Source organism: Foliimonas ilicis (assembly GCF_039939195.1).
Lineage (GTDB): Bacteria > Pseudomonadota > Alphaproteobacteria > Rhizobiales > Rhizobiaceae > Foliimonas > Foliimonas ilicis.
On sequence record NZ_JBDUUH010000010.1, the window covers coordinates 99,579 to 117,112 of the forward strand.

The 17,534-nt window shown below is 58.6% G+C and carries 19 protein-coding genes; 14 read left to right on the forward strand and 5 right to left on the reverse strand.

Annotated features, from left to right (window positions below; genetic code table 11):
* On the reverse strand, positions 1-1,080 hold the full coding sequence (locus ABFT80_RS20080) for a TRAP transporter substrate-binding protein (protein ID WP_347973724.1): 1,080 nt from the start codon (positions 1,078-1,080) through the stop codon (positions 1-3).
* 228 nt (positions 1,081-1,308) lie between these two features.
* Between ABFT80_RS20080 and ABFT80_RS20085 the strand changes: the two genes are divergently transcribed.
* Complete coding sequence (locus tag ABFT80_RS20085) at positions 1,309-2,139, forward strand: aldo/keto reductase (protein ID WP_347973725.1); 831 nt, start codon at positions 1,309-1,311, stop codon at positions 2,137-2,139.
* Positions 2,140-2,193: 54 nt separating this feature from the next.
* On the opposite strand, the gene ABFT80_RS20090 is transcribed toward ABFT80_RS20085, so the two are convergent.
* A complete protein-coding gene (locus ABFT80_RS20090) occupies positions 2,194-3,087 on the reverse strand; it encodes a DMT family transporter (protein WP_347973726.1) in 894 nt (297 codons plus the stop codon).
* Positions 3,088-3,283: 196 nt separating this feature from the next.
* Here ABFT80_RS20090 and ABFT80_RS20095 point away from each other — a divergent pair, with 196 nt between their 5' ends.
* Positions 3,284-4,327, forward strand: coding sequence for a zinc-dependent alcohol dehydrogenase family protein (locus tag ABFT80_RS20095; protein WP_347973727.1), 1,044 nt, complete (start codon positions 3,284-3,286; stop codon positions 4,325-4,327).
* 17 nt (positions 4,328-4,344) lie between these two features.
* Here ABFT80_RS20095 and ABFT80_RS20100 read toward each other — a convergent pair whose 3' ends face one another.
* Both ABFT80_RS20100 and ABFT80_RS20105 read right to left on the reverse strand, forming a co-directional pair.
* Complete coding sequence (locus ABFT80_RS20100) at positions 4,345-5,700, reverse strand: ATP-binding protein (RefSeq protein WP_347973728.1); 1,356 nt, start codon at positions 5,698-5,700, stop codon at positions 4,345-4,347.
* 5 nt (positions 5,701-5,705) lie between these two features.
* On the reverse strand, positions 5,706-6,371 hold the full coding sequence (locus ABFT80_RS20105) for a response regulator transcription factor (RefSeq protein WP_347973729.1): 666 nt from the start codon (positions 6,369-6,371) through the stop codon (positions 5,706-5,708).
* A gap of 102 nt (positions 6,372-6,473) precedes the next feature.
* On the opposite strand from ABFT80_RS20105, the gene ABFT80_RS20110 reads away from it, so the two are divergent.
* Positions 6,474-7,211: a L,D-transpeptidase gene (locus ABFT80_RS20110; RefSeq protein WP_347973730.1), complete on the forward strand. Its 738-nt coding sequence runs from the start codon at positions 6,474-6,476 to the stop codon at positions 7,209-7,211.
* A gap of 58 nt (positions 7,212-7,269) precedes the next feature.
* Here the strand turns inward: ABFT80_RS20110 and phnF are convergent, their stop codons facing one another.
* Positions 7,270-8,022, reverse strand: coding sequence for a phosphonate metabolism transcriptional regulator PhnF (gene phnF / locus ABFT80_RS20115; RefSeq protein WP_347973731.1), 753 nt, complete (start codon positions 8,020-8,022; stop codon positions 7,270-7,272).
* Between the two features lie 111 nt (positions 8,023-8,133).
* Here phnF and phnG point away from each other — a divergent pair, with 111 nt between their 5' ends.
* From phnG to ABFT80_RS20170, 11 genes are all read left to right on the forward strand, one after another.
* Positions 8,134-8,586, forward strand: a complete 453-nt coding sequence (gene phnG / locus ABFT80_RS20120; RefSeq protein ID WP_347973732.1) for a phosphonate C-P lyase system protein PhnG — start codon at positions 8,134-8,136, stop codon at positions 8,584-8,586.
* Complete coding sequence (phnH, locus tag ABFT80_RS20125) at positions 8,586-9,191, forward strand: phosphonate C-P lyase system protein PhnH (RefSeq protein ID WP_347973733.1); 606 nt, start codon at positions 8,586-8,588, stop codon at positions 9,189-9,191. Before phnG ends, phnH begins: the two co-directional genes overlap by 1 nt.
* Positions 9,192-9,194: 3 nt before the next feature.
* Positions 9,195-10,298, forward strand: a complete 1,104-nt coding sequence (locus ABFT80_RS20130) for a carbon-phosphorus lyase complex subunit PhnI (RefSeq protein ID WP_347973734.1) — start codon at positions 9,195-9,197, stop codon at positions 10,296-10,298.
* Positions 10,295-11,203: an alpha-D-ribose 1-methylphosphonate 5-phosphate C-P-lyase PhnJ gene (locus ABFT80_RS20135; RefSeq protein ID WP_347973735.1), complete on the forward strand. Its 909-nt coding sequence runs from the start codon at positions 10,295-10,297 to the stop codon at positions 11,201-11,203. Before ABFT80_RS20130 ends, ABFT80_RS20135 begins: the two co-directional genes overlap by 4 nt.
* Positions 11,200-11,976, forward strand: a complete 777-nt coding sequence (gene phnK / locus ABFT80_RS20140) for a phosphonate C-P lyase system protein PhnK (protein WP_347973736.1) — start codon at positions 11,200-11,202, stop codon at positions 11,974-11,976. The genes ABFT80_RS20135 and phnK overlap by 4 nt, the downstream gene beginning before the upstream one ends.
* A 2-nt stretch (positions 11,977-11,978) precedes the next feature.
* Positions 11,979-12,701 (forward strand): phosphonate C-P lyase system protein PhnL, encoded by a 723-nt coding sequence (gene phnL, locus ABFT80_RS20145; protein ID WP_347973737.1) that lies wholly within the window; start codon positions 11,979-11,981, stop codon positions 12,699-12,701.
* 93 nt (positions 12,702-12,794) lie between these two features.
* A complete protein-coding gene (phnC, locus tag ABFT80_RS20150) occupies positions 12,795-13,637 on the forward strand; it encodes a phosphonate ABC transporter ATP-binding protein (RefSeq protein ID WP_347973738.1) in 843 nt (280 codons plus the stop codon).
* 24 nt (positions 13,638-13,661) lie between these two features.
* Complete coding sequence (phnD, locus tag ABFT80_RS20155; protein WP_347973739.1) at positions 13,662-14,651, forward strand: phosphonate ABC transporter substrate-binding protein; 990 nt, start codon at positions 13,662-13,664, stop codon at positions 14,649-14,651.
* 83 nt (positions 14,652-14,734) lie between these two features.
* Entirely contained in the window at positions 14,735-15,601 is an 867-nt protein-coding gene (gene phnE, locus ABFT80_RS20160; RefSeq protein ID WP_347973740.1) for a phosphonate ABC transporter, permease protein PhnE, read from the forward strand.
* 1 nt (position 15,602) lies between these two features.
* Positions 15,603-16,283, forward strand: coding sequence for a DUF1045 domain-containing protein (locus ABFT80_RS20165; RefSeq protein ID WP_347973741.1), 681 nt, complete (start codon positions 15,603-15,605; stop codon positions 16,281-16,283).
* Positions 16,284-16,287: 4 nt separating this feature from the next.
* A complete protein-coding gene (locus ABFT80_RS20170) occupies positions 16,288-17,427 on the forward strand; it encodes an alpha-D-ribose 1-methylphosphonate 5-triphosphate diphosphatase (RefSeq protein WP_347973742.1) in 1,140 nt (379 codons plus the stop codon).
* Positions 17,428-17,534 lie beyond the last annotated feature (107 nt).

Here is a 17,534-nt window from a genome sequence, read left to right on the forward strand (position 1 = left end):
TCAATCGGCGACCGAGCGGATCGCCTCGATCTGCGCCGGATCGAAGTCAAAATCCGAATAGATTCCTTGAGCGATCTCACGGAAAGGTGCCGTATCCACCTCGGTGATGGTCACGCCTTGCTCTTTAAGCTTCTCTTTCTGCTCAGTTTCCAGGCGAGCGCTCTCGGCGCGCTGGAACGCGGTCACTTCGGGCAGAGCCTCCAGAATTGCAGAGCGGACTTCTTCAGGCCAGCTCTCCCATACCGACTTGGAAGCAAGGAAGACATGCGGGCCGTAGACATGGCCGGTCAGCGTTATATCACTCTGCACTTCCGACAGTGAGTTGGTGTAAAAGATGGTGATCGGATTTTCCTGCCCGTCGATGACGCCCTGGCCAAGGCTGGTAAACACCTCGCCCCATGCCATGGGGACCGGCGAGGCGCCAAGCGCCTCAAAGGCGCGGATATGCACAGGGTTCTGCATGGTGCGCAGCTTGAGTCCGGCAAGGTCGGCTGGTGCATTGACCGCCTTCTTGGCCGAGAGGTGACGCCAACCGTTCTCCCATACTGCGAGGCCAACCATGTCGACACCGTCAAATTTCTTCAGAAGATTCTGGCCGACCTCGCCGTCAAATACTTTATAGGCATGGGCCGAATTCTCGAAAAGGAAAGGCAGGTCCAGAACGCCGATTTCAGGCAGGAAGTTCACGAGCGGACCGGTAGAAACCACCGTCATCTCGACGCTACCGAGCTGCAAACCCTCGACCATCTCCCGTTCCTCGCCGAGCTGGCGATCGGGATAGATCTTGATAGTGATTTCACCCGCGGACCGTTCGTTGACGATCTCAGCAAGCTTTAGAAGCCCGATATGGGTCGGATGACCCGTCTGCACGCCATGGCCGATATTTACGATGGTCTCGGCCGATGCGGTCGCAAAACCAGATGTAAGCAATGCCATCGCGCTTGCAGCAATCAAACTCTTAAATTTCATAACTTCTCCCCCACTTTTTAAAATCAGCCTGCGCCGGATCACTGCCCTCGCGGGCAGAGATTCAACCTGGCTTCTATTCTGAGAATCTGCTGTTTCCGAGCGATTCGACAAAAATGGCAGGATGTCTCCCCCCCGGCCACTTCAGGTTCGCGTCATATTACTGGTATACTCATATACGTCAATACTCATTATACCAGTTAGCATACTCGTGTTCGGCTTGCGCAACAACTTCTCCGGTTGATCTCGCACCCCTCCCTCCCCAGATAGGTCACTCGTGCATTTTCGGGCCATCCTCCCCTCGCCCGTATTTTATCATTTTTGCCGAACAAGGATTTCACCATGACCACTCAGCCCAGCGTTAAATTCAACGACGGAAAATCGATCCCGCAGGTCGGCCTCGGTGTTTGGCAGACCCCCAACGACACCGCCGTCACTGCCGTACGCGCCGCACTTGATGCTGGCTATCGCCACATCGACACCGCCGCTATTTACGAAAACGAGGAAGGCGTCGGCAAAGGCCTGCGCGATTCCGATGTCGCCCGCGAGGACATCTTCGTCACGACCAAGCTCTGGAATAGCGAGCAGGGTTTCGACACGACGCTCAAAGCCTTCGACGCCAGCCTGAAGCGGCTCGGCCTCGACTATATCGATCTCTACCTCATCCATTGGCCGGCACCGAAGAAGGAACTCTACCTCGACACGTGGCGTGCTTTCATCAAATTGCATGAAGAGGGCCGCGTCCGCTCCATCGGCGTTTCGAACTTTCAGGTCGAGCATCTCGACCGCCTGATTGCCGAGACCGGCGTGACGCCCGTGCTCAACCAGATCGAGCTTCACCCACGCTTTCAGCAGACGGCGCTGCGCGAAGCACATAAGGAACGCGGCATCGCCACGCAGTCCTGGAGCCCACTCGGACAGGGCAAGCTTTTGAGCGACCCCGCAATTGAAGCCATCGCAACCAAGCACGGCCGCACGCCCGCGCAGACCATCATACGCTGGCATCTCGACAATGGTCTGATCGCCATTCCAAAATCCGTCACACCAAGCCGCATCGAGGAAAACTTCGACGTCTTCGGCTTCAAACTGGACGCCGACGATCTCGCTTCAATCGCAAAGCTGGACGACCGTGACGGGCGCCTTGGCCCCAATCCGATGACAGCCGAATTCTAAATTGCTTATGTCAATGCGCGGCGGCTACCAAAGCCGCCGCGCATTATTGGCCTTTCAGGCGAATTTTTTGGCCAGAGCAACGAAAACGACCACCAAAAGTGCAGCCGCGATCATCGTCCACGCCACGTGTTCCCCAAGAAGCAAACCAGCAAGCAAGAGCCCGAGGAAAGGCTGGAGCAGTTGCAACTGACCGACGGTGGCAGTGCCCCCGATCGCCAGGCCTCGATACCAGAAGACAAACCCGACGAGCATGCTGAACACCGAAACATAGGCCAGCCCGATCCAAGCCGGGACGGTAATATCCCCCCAAGTGCTTGGAAGGGTCACGATGGCCAATGGCAGCATAAATGGCAAACCAAGCAAAAGAGCCCAGCAAATGACCTGCCATCCGCCGTACCGGCGCGAAAGAACGGCGCCTTCTGCATAACCCCAGCCGCAAAGAATAACGGCTGCAATCATCAGAAGATCGCCCGTCAACGAGGCTCCGTCACTGTTCGATAAAGCGAAGCCGATCACCGTGGCGCTGCCAAGTATCGAGAACGTCCAGAACAACGGTTTTGGACGCTCACCGCCACGCAAGACCCCGAAAACGGCAGTTGCCAGTGGCAATATGCCGATAAAAACGATCGATCGGGCCGATGTTATGTATTGCAGAGCCAGTGCCGTCAGCAACGGAAAACCGATAACGACCCCCAGCATGACAATCGACAAAGCCGTTATGTCGTGACGCGCTGGCCTGACCTGACGAAGCATCACCAAAAGCACAGCCGCAAGCAGCGCCGCGATCACTGCTCGCGCCGAAGTCAGAAATAATGGAGAGAAATCGGCGACAGCCACGCGGGTTGCCGGCAATGAGCCGCTGAAAATAATCACACCCAGCAGCCCGCTGCCCCATCCCTCGATCGTAGATTTTTGATCGACGTCGATCGTTGTTCTCGTGTCGGTCATGTTGCCGCTTTCGATTGCGAACGTGCCAAACTGTATTGCCTACAATCTGGAGTCTTCGTCGATCCACGCCGCATGAACCGTATGCGCCAATTGGCAAGATGACCGGAAGGCCGAACCCTGCATGGAAATTTGCCGCGCCGCTCTGTAAGAGTGCCACGAACAACTGATCATTCTGGAATAGCGAGGATCTCTTGAAATGAAAGCCATGATCTTCGAAGCCTTCGGTCAGCGTCCAGAGGTTCGAGACGTTCCTGATCCCTCGCCTTCCGCGGGAGGCGTTGTCATCGAGGTCAAGGCATCGGGCCTCTGCCGAAGCGACTGGCACGGCTGGGTGGGACATGACAGCGATGTCCGGCTGCCTCATGTTCCCGGACACGAATTTGCTGGCGTGGTCTCGGCTGTGGGCCGCAATGTCCAACGGTTCCGGGTGGGCGACCGCGTGACAGTGCCCTTCGTATCGGGCTGCGGCCATTGCCGCGAATGCCACTCAGGCAATCAGCAGGTCTGCGAAGATCAGTTTCAGCCCGGATTCACGCATTGGGGTTCTTTCGCCGAATATGTCGCCATCGACTACGCCGACAACAATCTGGTTCTGTTGCCTGAGGATATGGATTACGCGACAGCAGCCAGTCTTGGATGCCGCTTTGCGACCTCGTTCCGTGCGGTGGTCGATCAAGGTCGCGTACGCGGCGGAGAATGGGTCGCGGTGCATGGCAGTGGCGGAGTAGGCTTGTCAGCGATCATGATCGCCACGGGAATGGGCGCACAGGTCGTCGCAGTCGATATCGCAGACGACAAGCTGGAACTTGCCCGCAAACTCGGCGCAGTCGCCATCGTCAACAGCCGTAAGGTGCCGGACGTCGTCGAAGCCATACGCGACATCACGGGTGGCGGTGCACATCTGTCCATCGATGCGCTCGGTCACCCTGAGACATGCTTCAACTCGATCAAAAACCTCCGCCGGCGCGGAAGGCATGTTCAAATCGGGCTGATGCTCGGTGAAAATACGACCCCAAAGATACCCATGGCGCAAATTATCGCGCATGAGCTGGAAATCTATGGCAGCCACGGCATGCAGGCTTGGCGATACGATGCAATGCTGGACATGATCCGAACGGGCAAGCTGATGCCCCAAAAGCTGATCGCACGGTCCATGACGCTTCACGAAGCGATCCCGGCCCTGATGAAGATGGACAGCACCAACGAAACGGGGATCGGCATCATCAATCATTTCTCATAATGCCGAATGGCAGTGGCTCAAGCGTTAGGTTCATCAGAAATCTTTTGTCCGACCGGCAAGGTAATCCGCGCAGATAGTCCGCCATCGGCCTTGTTTACCAGCGAAAGTCGGGCGCCGATCTGCTTGAGTGCGAGTTCGACGATGCTCAGGCCCAAACCGCTTCCGACTGGCGCTTTAAAGCGCCCACGGAAAAATCGCTCCGTCACAAGTGCCAGTTCCTCTTGCGGTATGCCTGGACCCTGATCTTCGATGCGCAGTTCGATCGAATCCTGGCTGCGAGACATGAAGCATCTCACCACTCCGTTCGAGGGCGTATGGTGCAAAGCATTTTCCATGAGGTTGCGGGTAGCGAGCCGTAGAAGATCGGGATCGGTATGGACAATCGTGCCGAACAGCGCATCGTCAATCTTCACATCGACAGCAGGCGCGACGTGGCTGAGCAGTTCGCTGCGCAGGCGTTTCAGCGCATCCCCTAGATCGACCGGCACCGCTTTGGATTCGGGTTCCGCTGCCTCGATCGAGGCAATATCCAGCAACTGCTTTACCAGACGTCCGGTCCGGTCAACTCCAAGAACGATCTGGGAGAGCGCCTTGTCGCGTATTGCGTCGTCCTTGCTGGCCAACGCCACCTGAGCCTGTGTTTTCAGCCCCGCCAATGGTGTCCGCAACTCGTGGGCAGCGAAGGCCGTAAAGTTCCGTTCGCGATCCCGCGCGCTGGCTACGCGCGCAAAAAGCCCATTCAACGAGCGTACAACCGGAACGATTTCCTTGGCGAGCGACGTGTTGGCGATGGGTTCCAAATCGGTTGCGTTGCGTGTCGAAAGATTGGTCGCAATGTTCTTCAGCGGCGACAATCCACGTCCGATGCTCAGCCATATCAATCCTGCCAAGATAGGCATTATGAGCAGGCCGGGAAGCAGAAGCCCTTTCAGCATGTTGTTTACGAGCTGTTCGCGAAAGTGGATTCTGTCGCCCACCATGACACGAAGATTCGTCTCCGGATTGACGACCGAATATACGCGCCATGCTTCACCCTGCACGACAGTTTCCGAAAAGCCCTCCTCATCGTAACCGAGCTTTTCCGTGGGCGCGCCTTCCGATTTGCTGATCAAGGCGCCGTCGAGGGTCCATATCTGGCACGACAATTGGCGATCATAGACTGGAGAGTAAAGTTCGGCCTGTTCTGAAGGAGAACGGCTGCCATCGAGATCCTCACGTACGACCAGAGAACTGACCATACGGGCCGCCTCGCGCAATCTTGCATCCAGCACGTTTTGCAATTCCGCCCCGGTGCTGAAGAAAATCCATGCCATAGCTGAGAGCCAGACAAGACCGGTCGTTATCAGCAATATGCCAAAGAGGCGGGCGCGCATCGAAATCATCCGCATGCCTCTCCCAAACGGTAGCCAACACCCCTCACGGTTTCGATGATGCCGGGGCCGAGCTTGTTGCGCAGATGATGAACATGGACTTCGACCGTGTTGCTTTCCACGCCTTCCTGCCAGCCGTACAGGGTTTCCTCAAGCCTTCCTTTCGACAAGACGCGTCCCGCATTCGCCATCAATGCATGGAGGACCGAGAACTCCCGACGAGAGAGGTGAATTGGTTCACCTGACTTCTCAACGGTCAATCGCGAGGGATCGAGCTCTATCCCGTTGAATGCGAGCACCGCGTTGGATTGCCCTGAAGACCGGCGAATGAGCGCACGAAGCCGAGCCGCGACTTCATCGAGATCGAACGGCTTTCCCAGATAGTCGTCCGCCCCGCTGTCGAGACCGGCAATCCTGTCCGAAACGCTGTCGCGTGCGGTCAGCAGGAGCACCGGTGTATGGCGGTCACTGCTGCGAAGATCTTTCAGTATATCGAGGCCGGATCCGTCGGGCAGCATCAGGTCGAGTATGACGGCATCGAAATAGTGAAGCTCGACGGCGGCATTTGCATCCTGGCAGGTGGCCACGCAATCCACGGTAAAGCCGTTGAGGGAAAGCCCGACCTGCAGACCATCCTTCAGCATCTCATCGTCTTCCACCACAAGAATTCGCATCGACTTCTCCCGTCGTCCGAGTGATGGAAAATATCGGCCTCCTTAAGGCGGGCTTAAGGTTGGGAAACTCCTTGGTCGTCATCGCAACGAACGAGTAGAGTAATGCCCAGCAGCGTGAGTTCTCAAAATAGGCCATCGGGCCAGACAAGCAAAGTTAGCCGACGCGCCTTTCTCGTCGGGTCATCCGCCATTGTCCTGGCAGGCTGTTCAACCACCCAAGCCCCTCCTCCCCCTCCCACACCGAAAGCTGCACCGGTTGCCGAAACGCCGCCGATGTATTTTGCCATGCCGCAGGAGCGTTTTCCGATCCCTGAGGTCAATGTTTCGCAAATCGATCAGAAATTCTGGCGCACGGAAGTCGATTATTCATCCGATGAACGACCGGGCACGCTGATCGTCGATACGCCTAATAAATATCTGTATCACGTTCTGCCCGGCGGCCGGGCAACGCGATATGGCATCGGCGTTGGAAGAGACGGGTTTGCTTGGTCGGGAAGAGCCGTCGTTGCGTATAAGCGCGAATGGCCGCGATGGAACCCGCCGGATACGATGGTTGCGCGTCAACCCGAGCTTGAGCCCTACAGCATCGCGAATGGCGGCTGGCCGCCCGGCTTGGACAATGCCCTCGGTTCCCGCGCGCTCTACATCCACCAGAATGGAAGGGATACGCTCTACAGATTGCATGGAACCACGCAGGAATGGTCCATTGGGAAGTCCGTATCGTCGGGCTGCATTCGACTGCTCAATCAGGACGTGATCCATCTTCACGACAATGTTCGGGACGGGGGCGCAATCGTAGTCATTCCCGACCCAACCATGGGCCATCTGGCATCTGCCTGATGAAGGTCGACGACGGCAGGCTGCCGCAAACGCGGCAGCCAATAGGCTTTACTCAACACTAAGCCGCATCGTCCCCTTTGGCTGGATCACTCTTATGCTGCATGACGAGTTCCATGCGGTCGGCCAGGAACTTCGTCCGGATCACCTGGATTGGCCGCTCGTCGAGATCAACGTCGATTGCCTTGCTTACCAGAACGATCGCATCTGAGCCGCAATTCAGAAGCTCGGCATCCTTGGCTGAAACCCGCTCTGCCGTGAGCCGGGTTTCGCGCCGCCGATAGTCCGCAATGCCTTCGCGCTTCAAGGCTTCAGTGATGGAGCCGGTCTCGGCATAGGCGATGACGATCCCGGGAAACCGCTCTACCGGGAAATAGGATGTCGATCGCGACATCGGCACGCCGTCCGCCACGGACAGGCTTTCGAGACGGTGCAGCGACGCGCCGACACGGCACTCCAGCAAGGACGCAATTGCTGCATCCGCTGCCACACTCTCAGACCGGATGAGCCTGCCGGAAGGCTCGATCGACTGCTTCAGCATGTTCTCGGAGAAGCGCGTTCTGGCTCCCACCGGATATTGTATGCGCCGCGGAATTTCATTCACGAACGTTCCGCGTCCCCTTTCGGCACGTAAAATGCCTTCTGACGCAAGGGACGCTATGGCCCTGCGCACGGTATGACGGTTTACGCCATATCGCGCCGCCAGCTCGGTTTCCGGCGGCAATGCAGTCTCTACGGTGCCGCTTGTGATCGCGGAGCGGATTTCATCTGCGACCCTGCGCCACCGGGAAATTCCGTCATCAATGAGGATCAATTTTTTCGCTCCGGGTCGCGTGGGTTGTCATGAAGCCGTCATGCTCTGTCGGGTAAAACCATACATAGGATTAGTTATCTATACAAATAGACAAATTAGGTTTCAGACAAAATGTCTTCCGCGAATTTGGCCCGAAAACGCACACTTGATGTGCTGGCAGCTTGCGATGCGGCTGCGCTGTACGAACGCTACGCCGCCCTCGAAGTCGAAATGCCAGCACCGTCACCCGTTCGCGGGCCGGAAATCGGCATGGTCATGTTGCGTGGCCGGGCAGGCGGAGGCGGCGCATTGTTCAATTTGGGCGAAGCCACAGTCAGCCGGGCAAGCGTCCGTATCGACAGCGGAGAAGTCGGCCATTCGGTCATACTGGGCCGCGACACGTCAAAGGCACAGATGATCGCCCATCTCGATGCACTGGCCCAGCGTGCTGACTGGGCCGACCGGATCGAGCGCGAGTTCGTGATCCCGGCGCTCGAAACGCAAAATGATGAGGCGGCCCGACAAGCCGCCGAGACCGAAGCCACGCGGGTCGATTTCTTCACTCTGGTTCGAGGCGAAGACTAATGGGCGAACTGCACGACAATGCCGCGTTCGAAGGCGGTTTCGCCGATCCGGTCTTCGGATCCCAAGCTGTCTTTCGTGAAGTCATGGAGGCGATGGCGAATCCAGGGCGGATCGTGGATGCTGGTGATGTAACTCGCGCTCCCACCCCCCTTTCTTCAGCCGCATCGGCGTTCCTCGCCACGTTTGCCGATCACGATACGCCGGCCTGGTTCGAGGATGCTGACTGCGCCGCGGCCAAGGCCTGGCTCAGCTTTCAAACCGGTGCACCTGAGGCTGGTACGCCCAGTGTGGCGGCTTTCGCTGTTCTCGCGATGCCGAGCGCTATCGAGAACTGGTCACATTTTTCGATCGGCAACTCGTCCTATCCCGATCGCTCTGCAACGCTGCTTCTGCCGGTCGAAGCCTTGCATGGGGGTAGCCCCCTAAAGCTCACCGGTCCCGGCATCGAGACAAGCGCGATGATCTCGCCCATCGGGCTGCCAGCCGGCTTCCGGGATGCGATGGCGCGAAACGCAACGCTGTTTCCATTGGGCTTCGACCTCATCCTGCATTGCGGCACTGCACTTCTTGCGCTGCCGCGCACGACGCAAATCACGGAGGTCTGAGCCATGTATGTTGCCGTTAAGGGTGGCGAGGCCGCGATTGCCAACGCACACAGGCTGATGGCGGATCGCCGCCGCGGCGAGCGGGACGTGCCCGCGCTTTCACTTTCTCAAATCGCCGGTCAGCTCTCGCTGGCGGTCGACCGGGTCATGGCGGAAGGTTCGCTCTACGATCCTGAGCTTGCGGCTATGGCGGTACGTCAGGCACGTGGCGACCTGATCGAAGCGATCTTTCTGATGCGCGCCTATCGCACGACGCTCACCCGGTTCGGTCACGCACGGCCGATAGACACGGGCGTCATGCGCATCGAGCGCCGTGTCTCGGCGACTTTCAAGGATATTCCCGGCGGACAATTGCTCGGCCCGACATTCGACTACACACATCGTCTGATCGACCCCGCAATGGCGGGCGACGAACCGGTGGATGAGCCAATTCGCCGGTCGCCGATAGCGCAGGAAAGCTGCCCGCGCGTTATGGATATGCTCGGCTCGGAAGGTTTGATCGAGGCGGATGGGTCGGGCGATGACGAGCCTTCCGACCTTACCCGCGAGGCGACGAGCTATCCCGTCTCGCGTGATCTCAGATTGCAGGCCCTGGCGCGCGGCGATGAAGGTTTTCTGCTGGCGCTCGGCTATTCGACGCAGCGCGGCTACGGGCGCACCCACCCCTTTGTCGGTGAAATACGCATTGGGCTGGTCGATATCGAAATAGACATGCCGGAACTCGGTTTTCCCGTTCGGGTCGGCAGCATCCGCGTGACCGAATGTCAGATGGTGTCTCAATTCAAGGAAATGGCTGACGGCGAGCCACGCTTTACCCGTGGATACGGCCTTGTTTTCGGCCAATCCGAACGCAAGGCCATGGCCATGAGTCTGGTCGATCGAGCGCTGCGGGCTGACGAGTTTGACGAGCAGCGACTGGCGCTAGCGCAGGACGAGGAGTTCGTCCTCGAACATTGCGACAATGTCCAGGCAACAGGCTTCGTCGAACATCTGAAGCTTCCCCACTACGTCGATTTCCAGGCTGAACTGGAACTCCTGCGCCGTCTGCGTGGCGAAACCGCACAAGCCGATGAAGCAGCAACATCGATCAGCGAGGCCGCAGAATGACCATCGCGCACGCCCTTCCAGCTTACAATTTCGCTTATCTCGACGAGCAGACCAAGCGAATGATCCGCCGCTCAATCTTAAAAGCGATAGCGATTCCCGGTTATCAAGTCCCCTTCGCGTCCCGGGAGATGCCCATGCCCTATGGTTGGGGCACTGGCGGGGTACAGGTGACGGCTGCGATCCTCGGTCCAGACGACGTGCTGAAGGTCATCGATCAAGGCGCCGATGACACCACCAACGCCGTATCGATCCGCGCTTTTTTCGCCAAGGTCGCGAATGTCGCGACGACCACAAGGACCGTCGAGGCAACAATCGTCCAGACACGGCATCGCATCCCGGAAACGCCGCTGAACGCCGGTCAGATCATCGTTTACCAGGTGCCGATACCCGAACCCTTGCGATTTCTCGAGCCGCGAGAAACGGAAACCCGCATCATGCACGGGCTGGAGGAATACGGGCTCATCCACGTCAAGCTTTACGAAGACATCGCCCAGCACGGTCATATCGCCACGACCTACGCCTATCCGGTCAAGATCGAGGGCCGCTATGTGATGGACCCCTCGCCCATCCCGAAATTCGACAATCCGAAAATGCATCTCTCTCCGGCGCTTCAGCTTTTCGGAGCGGGCCGCGAAAAGCGCATCTATGCATTGCCGCCGTTCACCAAGGTCGTGAGCCTGGACTTCGAGGACCACCCGTTCTCGGTGCAGCGTTTCGAGGCTCATTGCGCATTGTGCGACGCTCAGGACGTCTATCTCGACGAGGTCGTCACCGATGACCGTGGCGGGCGAATGTTCGTCTGCTCCGACACGGACAATTGCGAGACGCGCCGGTCGGAAGGCCACCATGGGTCCGGCATGCCGCTCGACGGTGGAAATCGGTCCGAACGGGAGGCGGCGGAATGAGCGCTGAACCAATCATGTCCGTCCGCAATCTTGAACGCCGATACGGCGCATTCATAGGCTGCACCGGAGTTTCTCTGGACGTCTGGCCAGGAGAAGTCCTTGCCATCGTTGGCGAATCCGGTTCCGGCAAGACCACACTCCTCAATTGCATATCCAGCCGCCTCGATCGCAGCGCCGGCGAAATACGCTACCGGATGCGCGATGGGCGTTTCCCGGACCTCGCCGATCTGGGCGAAGCCGAACGGCGTTTCCTGATGCGCACCGATTGGGGTTTCGTGCATCAAAACCCTGCAGACGGTTTGCGAATGCATGTCTCGGCGGGAGCCAATGTCGGTGAACGCCTGATGGCGGTCGGCCAGAGGCATTATGGTTCAATCCGGCAAACGGCATCCGACTGGCTGGAGCGGGTCGAGATCGCCGGTATACGCATCGATGACAAGCCGGTCACCTTTTCGGGCGGCATGCGCCAGCGGCTTCAGATCGCCCGCAATCTGGTCACGCATCCGCGACTGATCTTCATGGACGAGCCGACGGGTGGTCTCGACGTTTCCGTGCAAGCCCGCGTGCTCGATCTGCTGCGCATGCTTGTCTCCGATCTCGGGCTGGCCGTGGTGATCGTCACGCATGATCTGGCGGTCGCACGGCTTCTGTCGCAGCGCATGATCGTGATGAAGAACGGACGCATCGTCGAGCAGGGGCTGACAGATCGCGTGCTTGACGATCCATGCCATCCCTACACCCAGCTTCTCGTCGCCTCAATTCCGGAGTCATGAGGATGTTAAACGACACCGCTCCGCTACTCGCCGTCAGCAAAGTAGCCAAATCCTTCGTCATGCATCTGCGAGACGGCATTCGATTGCCCGTCGTCTCCAATGTCGAGTTCGTCGTTCACCCCGGCGAATGCGTCGTCTTGGGCGGGCCTTCCGGCGCTGGCAAATCGTCCATTCTGCGGATGGTCTACGGCAATTACGCTGTCGATGAAGGCGAAATTCTGGTGCGCGATAGCGAGACCGGAAACATGACCGATCTTGCTTCGGGGGGTGCACGGCTCGTGCTCGACCTGCGTCGGAACAGCATCGGTTATGTCAGCCAGTTCCTGCGCGCCGTACCTCGCGTCTCTGCACTCGACGTCGTTGCCGAACCCCTCATCACGCGCGGTGTTGACCGCGAGGTGGCCGTCCGCCGGGCCGCATCGCTGCTGGAACGGCTGAATTTACCGGCCGCACTTTTTGGCCTCCCACCCGCGACGTTTTCCGGCGGCGAAAAGCAGCGCGTCAACATTGCGCGGGGTTTCATCACGGATCATCCGATCCTGTTACTCGATGAACCGACGGCCTCGCTGGATGCGGCCAATCGCGACATCGTCGTGGCGATGATCCGCGAAAAGCTGCAGCACGGCACGGCCATCCTCGGCATCTTCCATGATGTCCCGGTACGCGAAGCGGTTGCCACGCGCATCATCGATGTTTCCGCCTTTTCCGCACACGAGGCCGCTTGATGCCAACCGGCACTCAATCTTCACAGAACTGTCACCAATCCATCGTCTGCCGGTAATCCGGCATCGTTAAAATTGCCAAAACGAGGATTAAACATGACTGCGATCAGTGTCTCCAATCTCTCGAAGCACTACGGGAAAACCAGAGCTCTCCACAATGTCTCGCTCGAACTCAAGCGCGGCGAGATGGTCGCCCTTATCGGTGCGTCCGGTTCGGGCAAGAGTACGCTTATTCGTCATCTTGCCGGGCTGGAGACAGGCGAAGGCAACACCAGCCGTGTCGAAGTGCTCGGACAAGTAACGCAGTCCGGCGGACGGCTGGCGCGTACCGTTCGCCGCGGTGTCGTCTCCGTAATCTTCCAGCAGTTCAATCTGATCGGCCGGCTCTCGGTCCTGACCAATGTTCTGGTCGGCAATCTGGGTCGCGTACCGCGCTGGCGCGGCACACTCGGTATTTTCAAGCAGGATGAGAAGGAAAAAGCGCGCAAGGCGCTTGCCCGCGTGGGCATCCCGCAGGTTGCCGCGCAGCGCTCATCTACGCTTTCAGGGGGTCAGCAGCAGCGCGCTGCGATCGCACGCACGCTCGTTCAGGAGGCGGAAATTCTCATCGCCGACGAACCGATCTCGGCGCTCGATCCTTCCGCGGCACGGCGGGTGATGGATGTCCTCGCAAACATCAACGTCCAGGACAAGATCACCGTGCTCGTGTCGCTTCATCAGGTCGAGTATGCGCGGCGCTACTGCAAACGCACCGTGGCCATGCGTGATGGACGCATCGTCTATGACGGGCCATCGACAGCGCTCTCAAACGCATTCCTTGCGGAGCTTTACGGCGCCGCCTCGGAAGAACTGGTCCTGCCGGACATGCCGGCAGAACATGTAACGCCCGCCTTCATGGCAGGCTCGAATGGCCATCAGCCGGTCCGCATGACCGCCTGATCTTTCCAACCACCGGAGTCTAAAATGAACACCACACTGAAAAGAATGGCGGCGGCTTCGTTCGCCTGCCTGTTATCCTCGGCCGCGTTCGCGCAGGACGTCATCAACTTTGGCATCATTTCGACCGAGTCCCAGCAAAACCTCAAAACCACCTGGGAACCGTTGCTTGAAGACATGGCTGAGAAAACCGGCCTTGAAGTGAAGCCTTTCTTCGCCTCCGACTATGCAGGCATTGTCGAGGGCATGCGCTTTGGCAAGGTGCAGATGGCTTGGTACGGAAACAAATCGGCCATGGAAGCCGTTGACCGCGCCGATGGCGAGGTCTTCATCCAGAGCGTGCCGGTTGGCGGCGAGCCCGGTTATTGGTCGGTGATCATCGTACCTAAGGATTCACCGATCCAGTCGGTCGATGAAGTCCTGAAATGCGACAAGTCCCTGAATTTCGGCCTCGGCGATCCGAACTCCACTTCCGGTTACCTCGTGCCGATGACCTTCGTGTTCAGCGCCCGGAATATTGACCCGAAAAACTGCTTCAAGAACATCACCAACGCCAATCACGAAACAAACGCGATGGCGGTTGCCAACAAGCAGGTCGATGCGGCGGCGAACAACACCGAAAACATGGCGCTGATCAAGCAGAACCAGCCGAAAGCCTTCGAGAAAATCCGTGAAGTCTGGCGCTCCCCGCTCATCCCGTCGGACCCGATCGTCTGGCGCAAGGATTTGCCGGAAGAAACAAAGACAAAGATCCGCGACTTCTTCCTGACCTACGGCACCGACAAATCGACGGGTGATGTGCCGGAAGAAAAGAAGATCCTCGCCGCACTCAAATGGGCGCCGTTCCGCACCTCATCGGACAAGCAACTCCTGCCTATCCGCGTCATGGAACTCACGAAGTCGATCTCGCAGACCGAGGCGGATGCTTCGCTTGCTGACGATGCCAAGGCTGCAAAACTGAGAGAACTGAACGAGCAGAAAGCCAAATACGAGGCCGAACTCGCTACTTCGGGCTGATCACGCCCGCGCGGAGGAGCGGCCGGCAGAGCCGCTCCTTTCTCTTTCCAAGTTTTAGCCTGCCACGACGCGAGTGCACGGAAATGGACCACACGGCATCGACCAACGGCCGCTCACAAGACGGAGTGCCGCATTCGAATTCCCTCAATGCCCCGTCTCAGGCACCGGCACCGGCACCCGAAAGCGCACGCGCCAAAGGGGGACTGCGCAATCTGTTCATGCTGGCCGCGCTCTTCATCGTTTTGGGAGTGAGTTGGGGACCGGCTGAAATGAGCCGCTGGACCTATCTGTTCACCGATTCCGGCAATATGGCCGAATATGCCAGCGGGTTCCTGCGTCCCGACTTCACGGACTGGCGTTTCTATCTCGAAGAGATAGTGGTGACGATCCAGATCGCCGTCTGGGGAACGTTTCTAGCGGTCATTCTGTCAATTCCCTTTGGCATCCTGTCGGCTCACAACATGGTGCCATGGTGGGTTCTGCAGCCGGTCCGAAGGCTGATGGATTTGTTTCGCGCCATCCACGAAGTGGTGTTCGCGGTGCTGTTCGTGGTGGCCGTGGGACTCGGCCCTTTCGCGGGTGTCATGGCGCTGTTCATTCACACGACGGGCATATTGGCCAAGCTTTTTTCGGAAGCGGTGGAGGCCATCGATCCGAGACCGGTGGAGGCCATACGCACAACCGGCGCCTCCCGCATCCAGCAGGTTATATACGGCGTCATCCCGCAGGTACTGCCGCTTTGGATTTCCTATTCGCTCTACCGGCTGGAATCGAATATCCGCTCGGCAACCGTGCTTGGCATCATCGGCGCAGGCGGCATAGGGCAGGTGCTCTTTGAATCGATCCGCGCATTCTATTATCCGGAATCGGCCGCGATCCTGTTGATCATCGTGCTGACCGTAACCGCGATGGACCTGATCTCGCAGCAGCTTCGCAGGCTGGTGATCTGAGATGCGTGTCGCGATTTACTTCACACCGGCGCAGGACGATCCCCTGACCCAAAATGCGGCACACTGGCTCGGCCGTGACGCATTCGACGGTAAGCCGACGCGTGGTGACGATCCAGAAAGCGATGCGATCGTGGCTGATCCCGCCAGATACGGATTCCATGCAACGCTCAAAGCGCCGTTTCACCTTGCAGCGGGCAAGACACTGGCCGAGTTGAACACGGCCCTTGCCAGCTTTTCAAGCACCCGCGCAGGCATATCGCTCGGCCCTCTTTCCCTGACGCGTATCGGGAGCTTTCTCGCTCTGACGCCGCACGAAAAATCTGATGCCCTCGCGGCGTTGGAGGCAGATGTCCGCACCGCCTTCGAACCATTTCGCGCATCGCTTACTGAAGCTGAAATCGCCCGTCGGCGACCGGATAAACTATCGACCCGGCAACGGCAAAACCTCGAACATTGGGGCTATCCGCATGTCGGCCCTGATTTTCGCTTCCACATGACGCTGACCGGCCCGATCGATGAGACGGCGCTGGGCTTGGCGGAAAATCGGCTCCGTGCCCAATTCGGCGATTTGCTGGATCGCGCGGTCGTCGTCGACGCCCTGTCCCTGTTCGTCGAACCCGAACCCCGTTCCCCATTCCTTATTCACACACGCCACAAATTGCGCGTGCCTGCCTACGGTTGAAACAATGACCCATGAACACATCTTCACCAACGCCCGCATCATCCTTGCCGACGAGATCGTGCATGGCACGCTTGTCGTTCGCGACGGGAAAATTTCAGACATAGCTTCGGGAGCTACTCGCGCCGGTGAAGATTTTGATGGCGACACGCTGATCCCCGGCTGCGTGGAATTGCACACCGACCATCTCGAAACCCATCTCCAGCCCCGCCCGAAGGTTCGGTGGAATCTCGACGCCGCGCTGCAGGCGCATGATGGCCAGATCGCAACCTCAGGCATCACCACAGTCTTCGATGCGCTTCGCGTCGGCCTGGAAGGCGACACGGAATTTGGCGCAGCCGATATGTCGGCGATGGCCGAGACGATTGCCGCAGCAAGCGCCGACGGGCGGCTGCGTGCCGATCACTTCATCCATCTGCGTTGCGAAGTATCCGTGCCGGATGTCGTCGAGCATTTCGATTTGATCAGCAGCAACGACCGCGTCCGGCTTGCCTCTTTGATGGACCACGCGCCTGGCCAGCGTCAGTTCGTCAGCCTCGAAGCCTATCGCATCTACTACCAGGGCAAGAAGAAACTCTCCGACATCGAATTCCAGGCCTATAGCGACAGACGTATCGCCGAATCCGAAGCCAATTCGGACCGTAACCGCCGGCTCATCGCGGAGCGCTGCGCTGCATCGAAAATAGCGATGGCCTCGCATGACGACGCGACCGCCGCGCATGTCGAGGAAAGTGTGACGCTCGGCATCTCGTTGGCTGAATTCCCAACGACTATTGAAGCCGCAACACTGTCGCGGACTTCCGGCCTGCATGTTCTGATGGGTGCGCCAAATGTCGTTCGCGGCGGTTCACATTCCGGCAATGTCTCGGCCTTAGACCTCCTGCAGGCCGATGCGCTCGACATCCTGTCATCGGACTACGTGCCGTTCAGCCTCGTTCAGGCCGCCTTTCTGCTCACTGAACGCGCCGATATCGACCTTCCGCACGCCATCCGGTTGATTTCCGCCAATCCGGCCGATGCGGCCGGGCTGACCGATCGCGGACGCATCGAGATCGGTCGTCGCGCCGACCTCGCACGCGTCAACAGCATGAAAGACCGCCCGCCCCGCGTTTCAGCCGTCTGGCGAGAAGGCAAGCGCGTTGCATGAGGGGCCTTTGTAATGGTGACTGGAGTAGCGACCTCCTGCAGCACCATTTGGATTTCTCAATGCCGCTTTTGGTGGGGCCTAGCTCAGCGCAAAACGGGGCGCGAAAA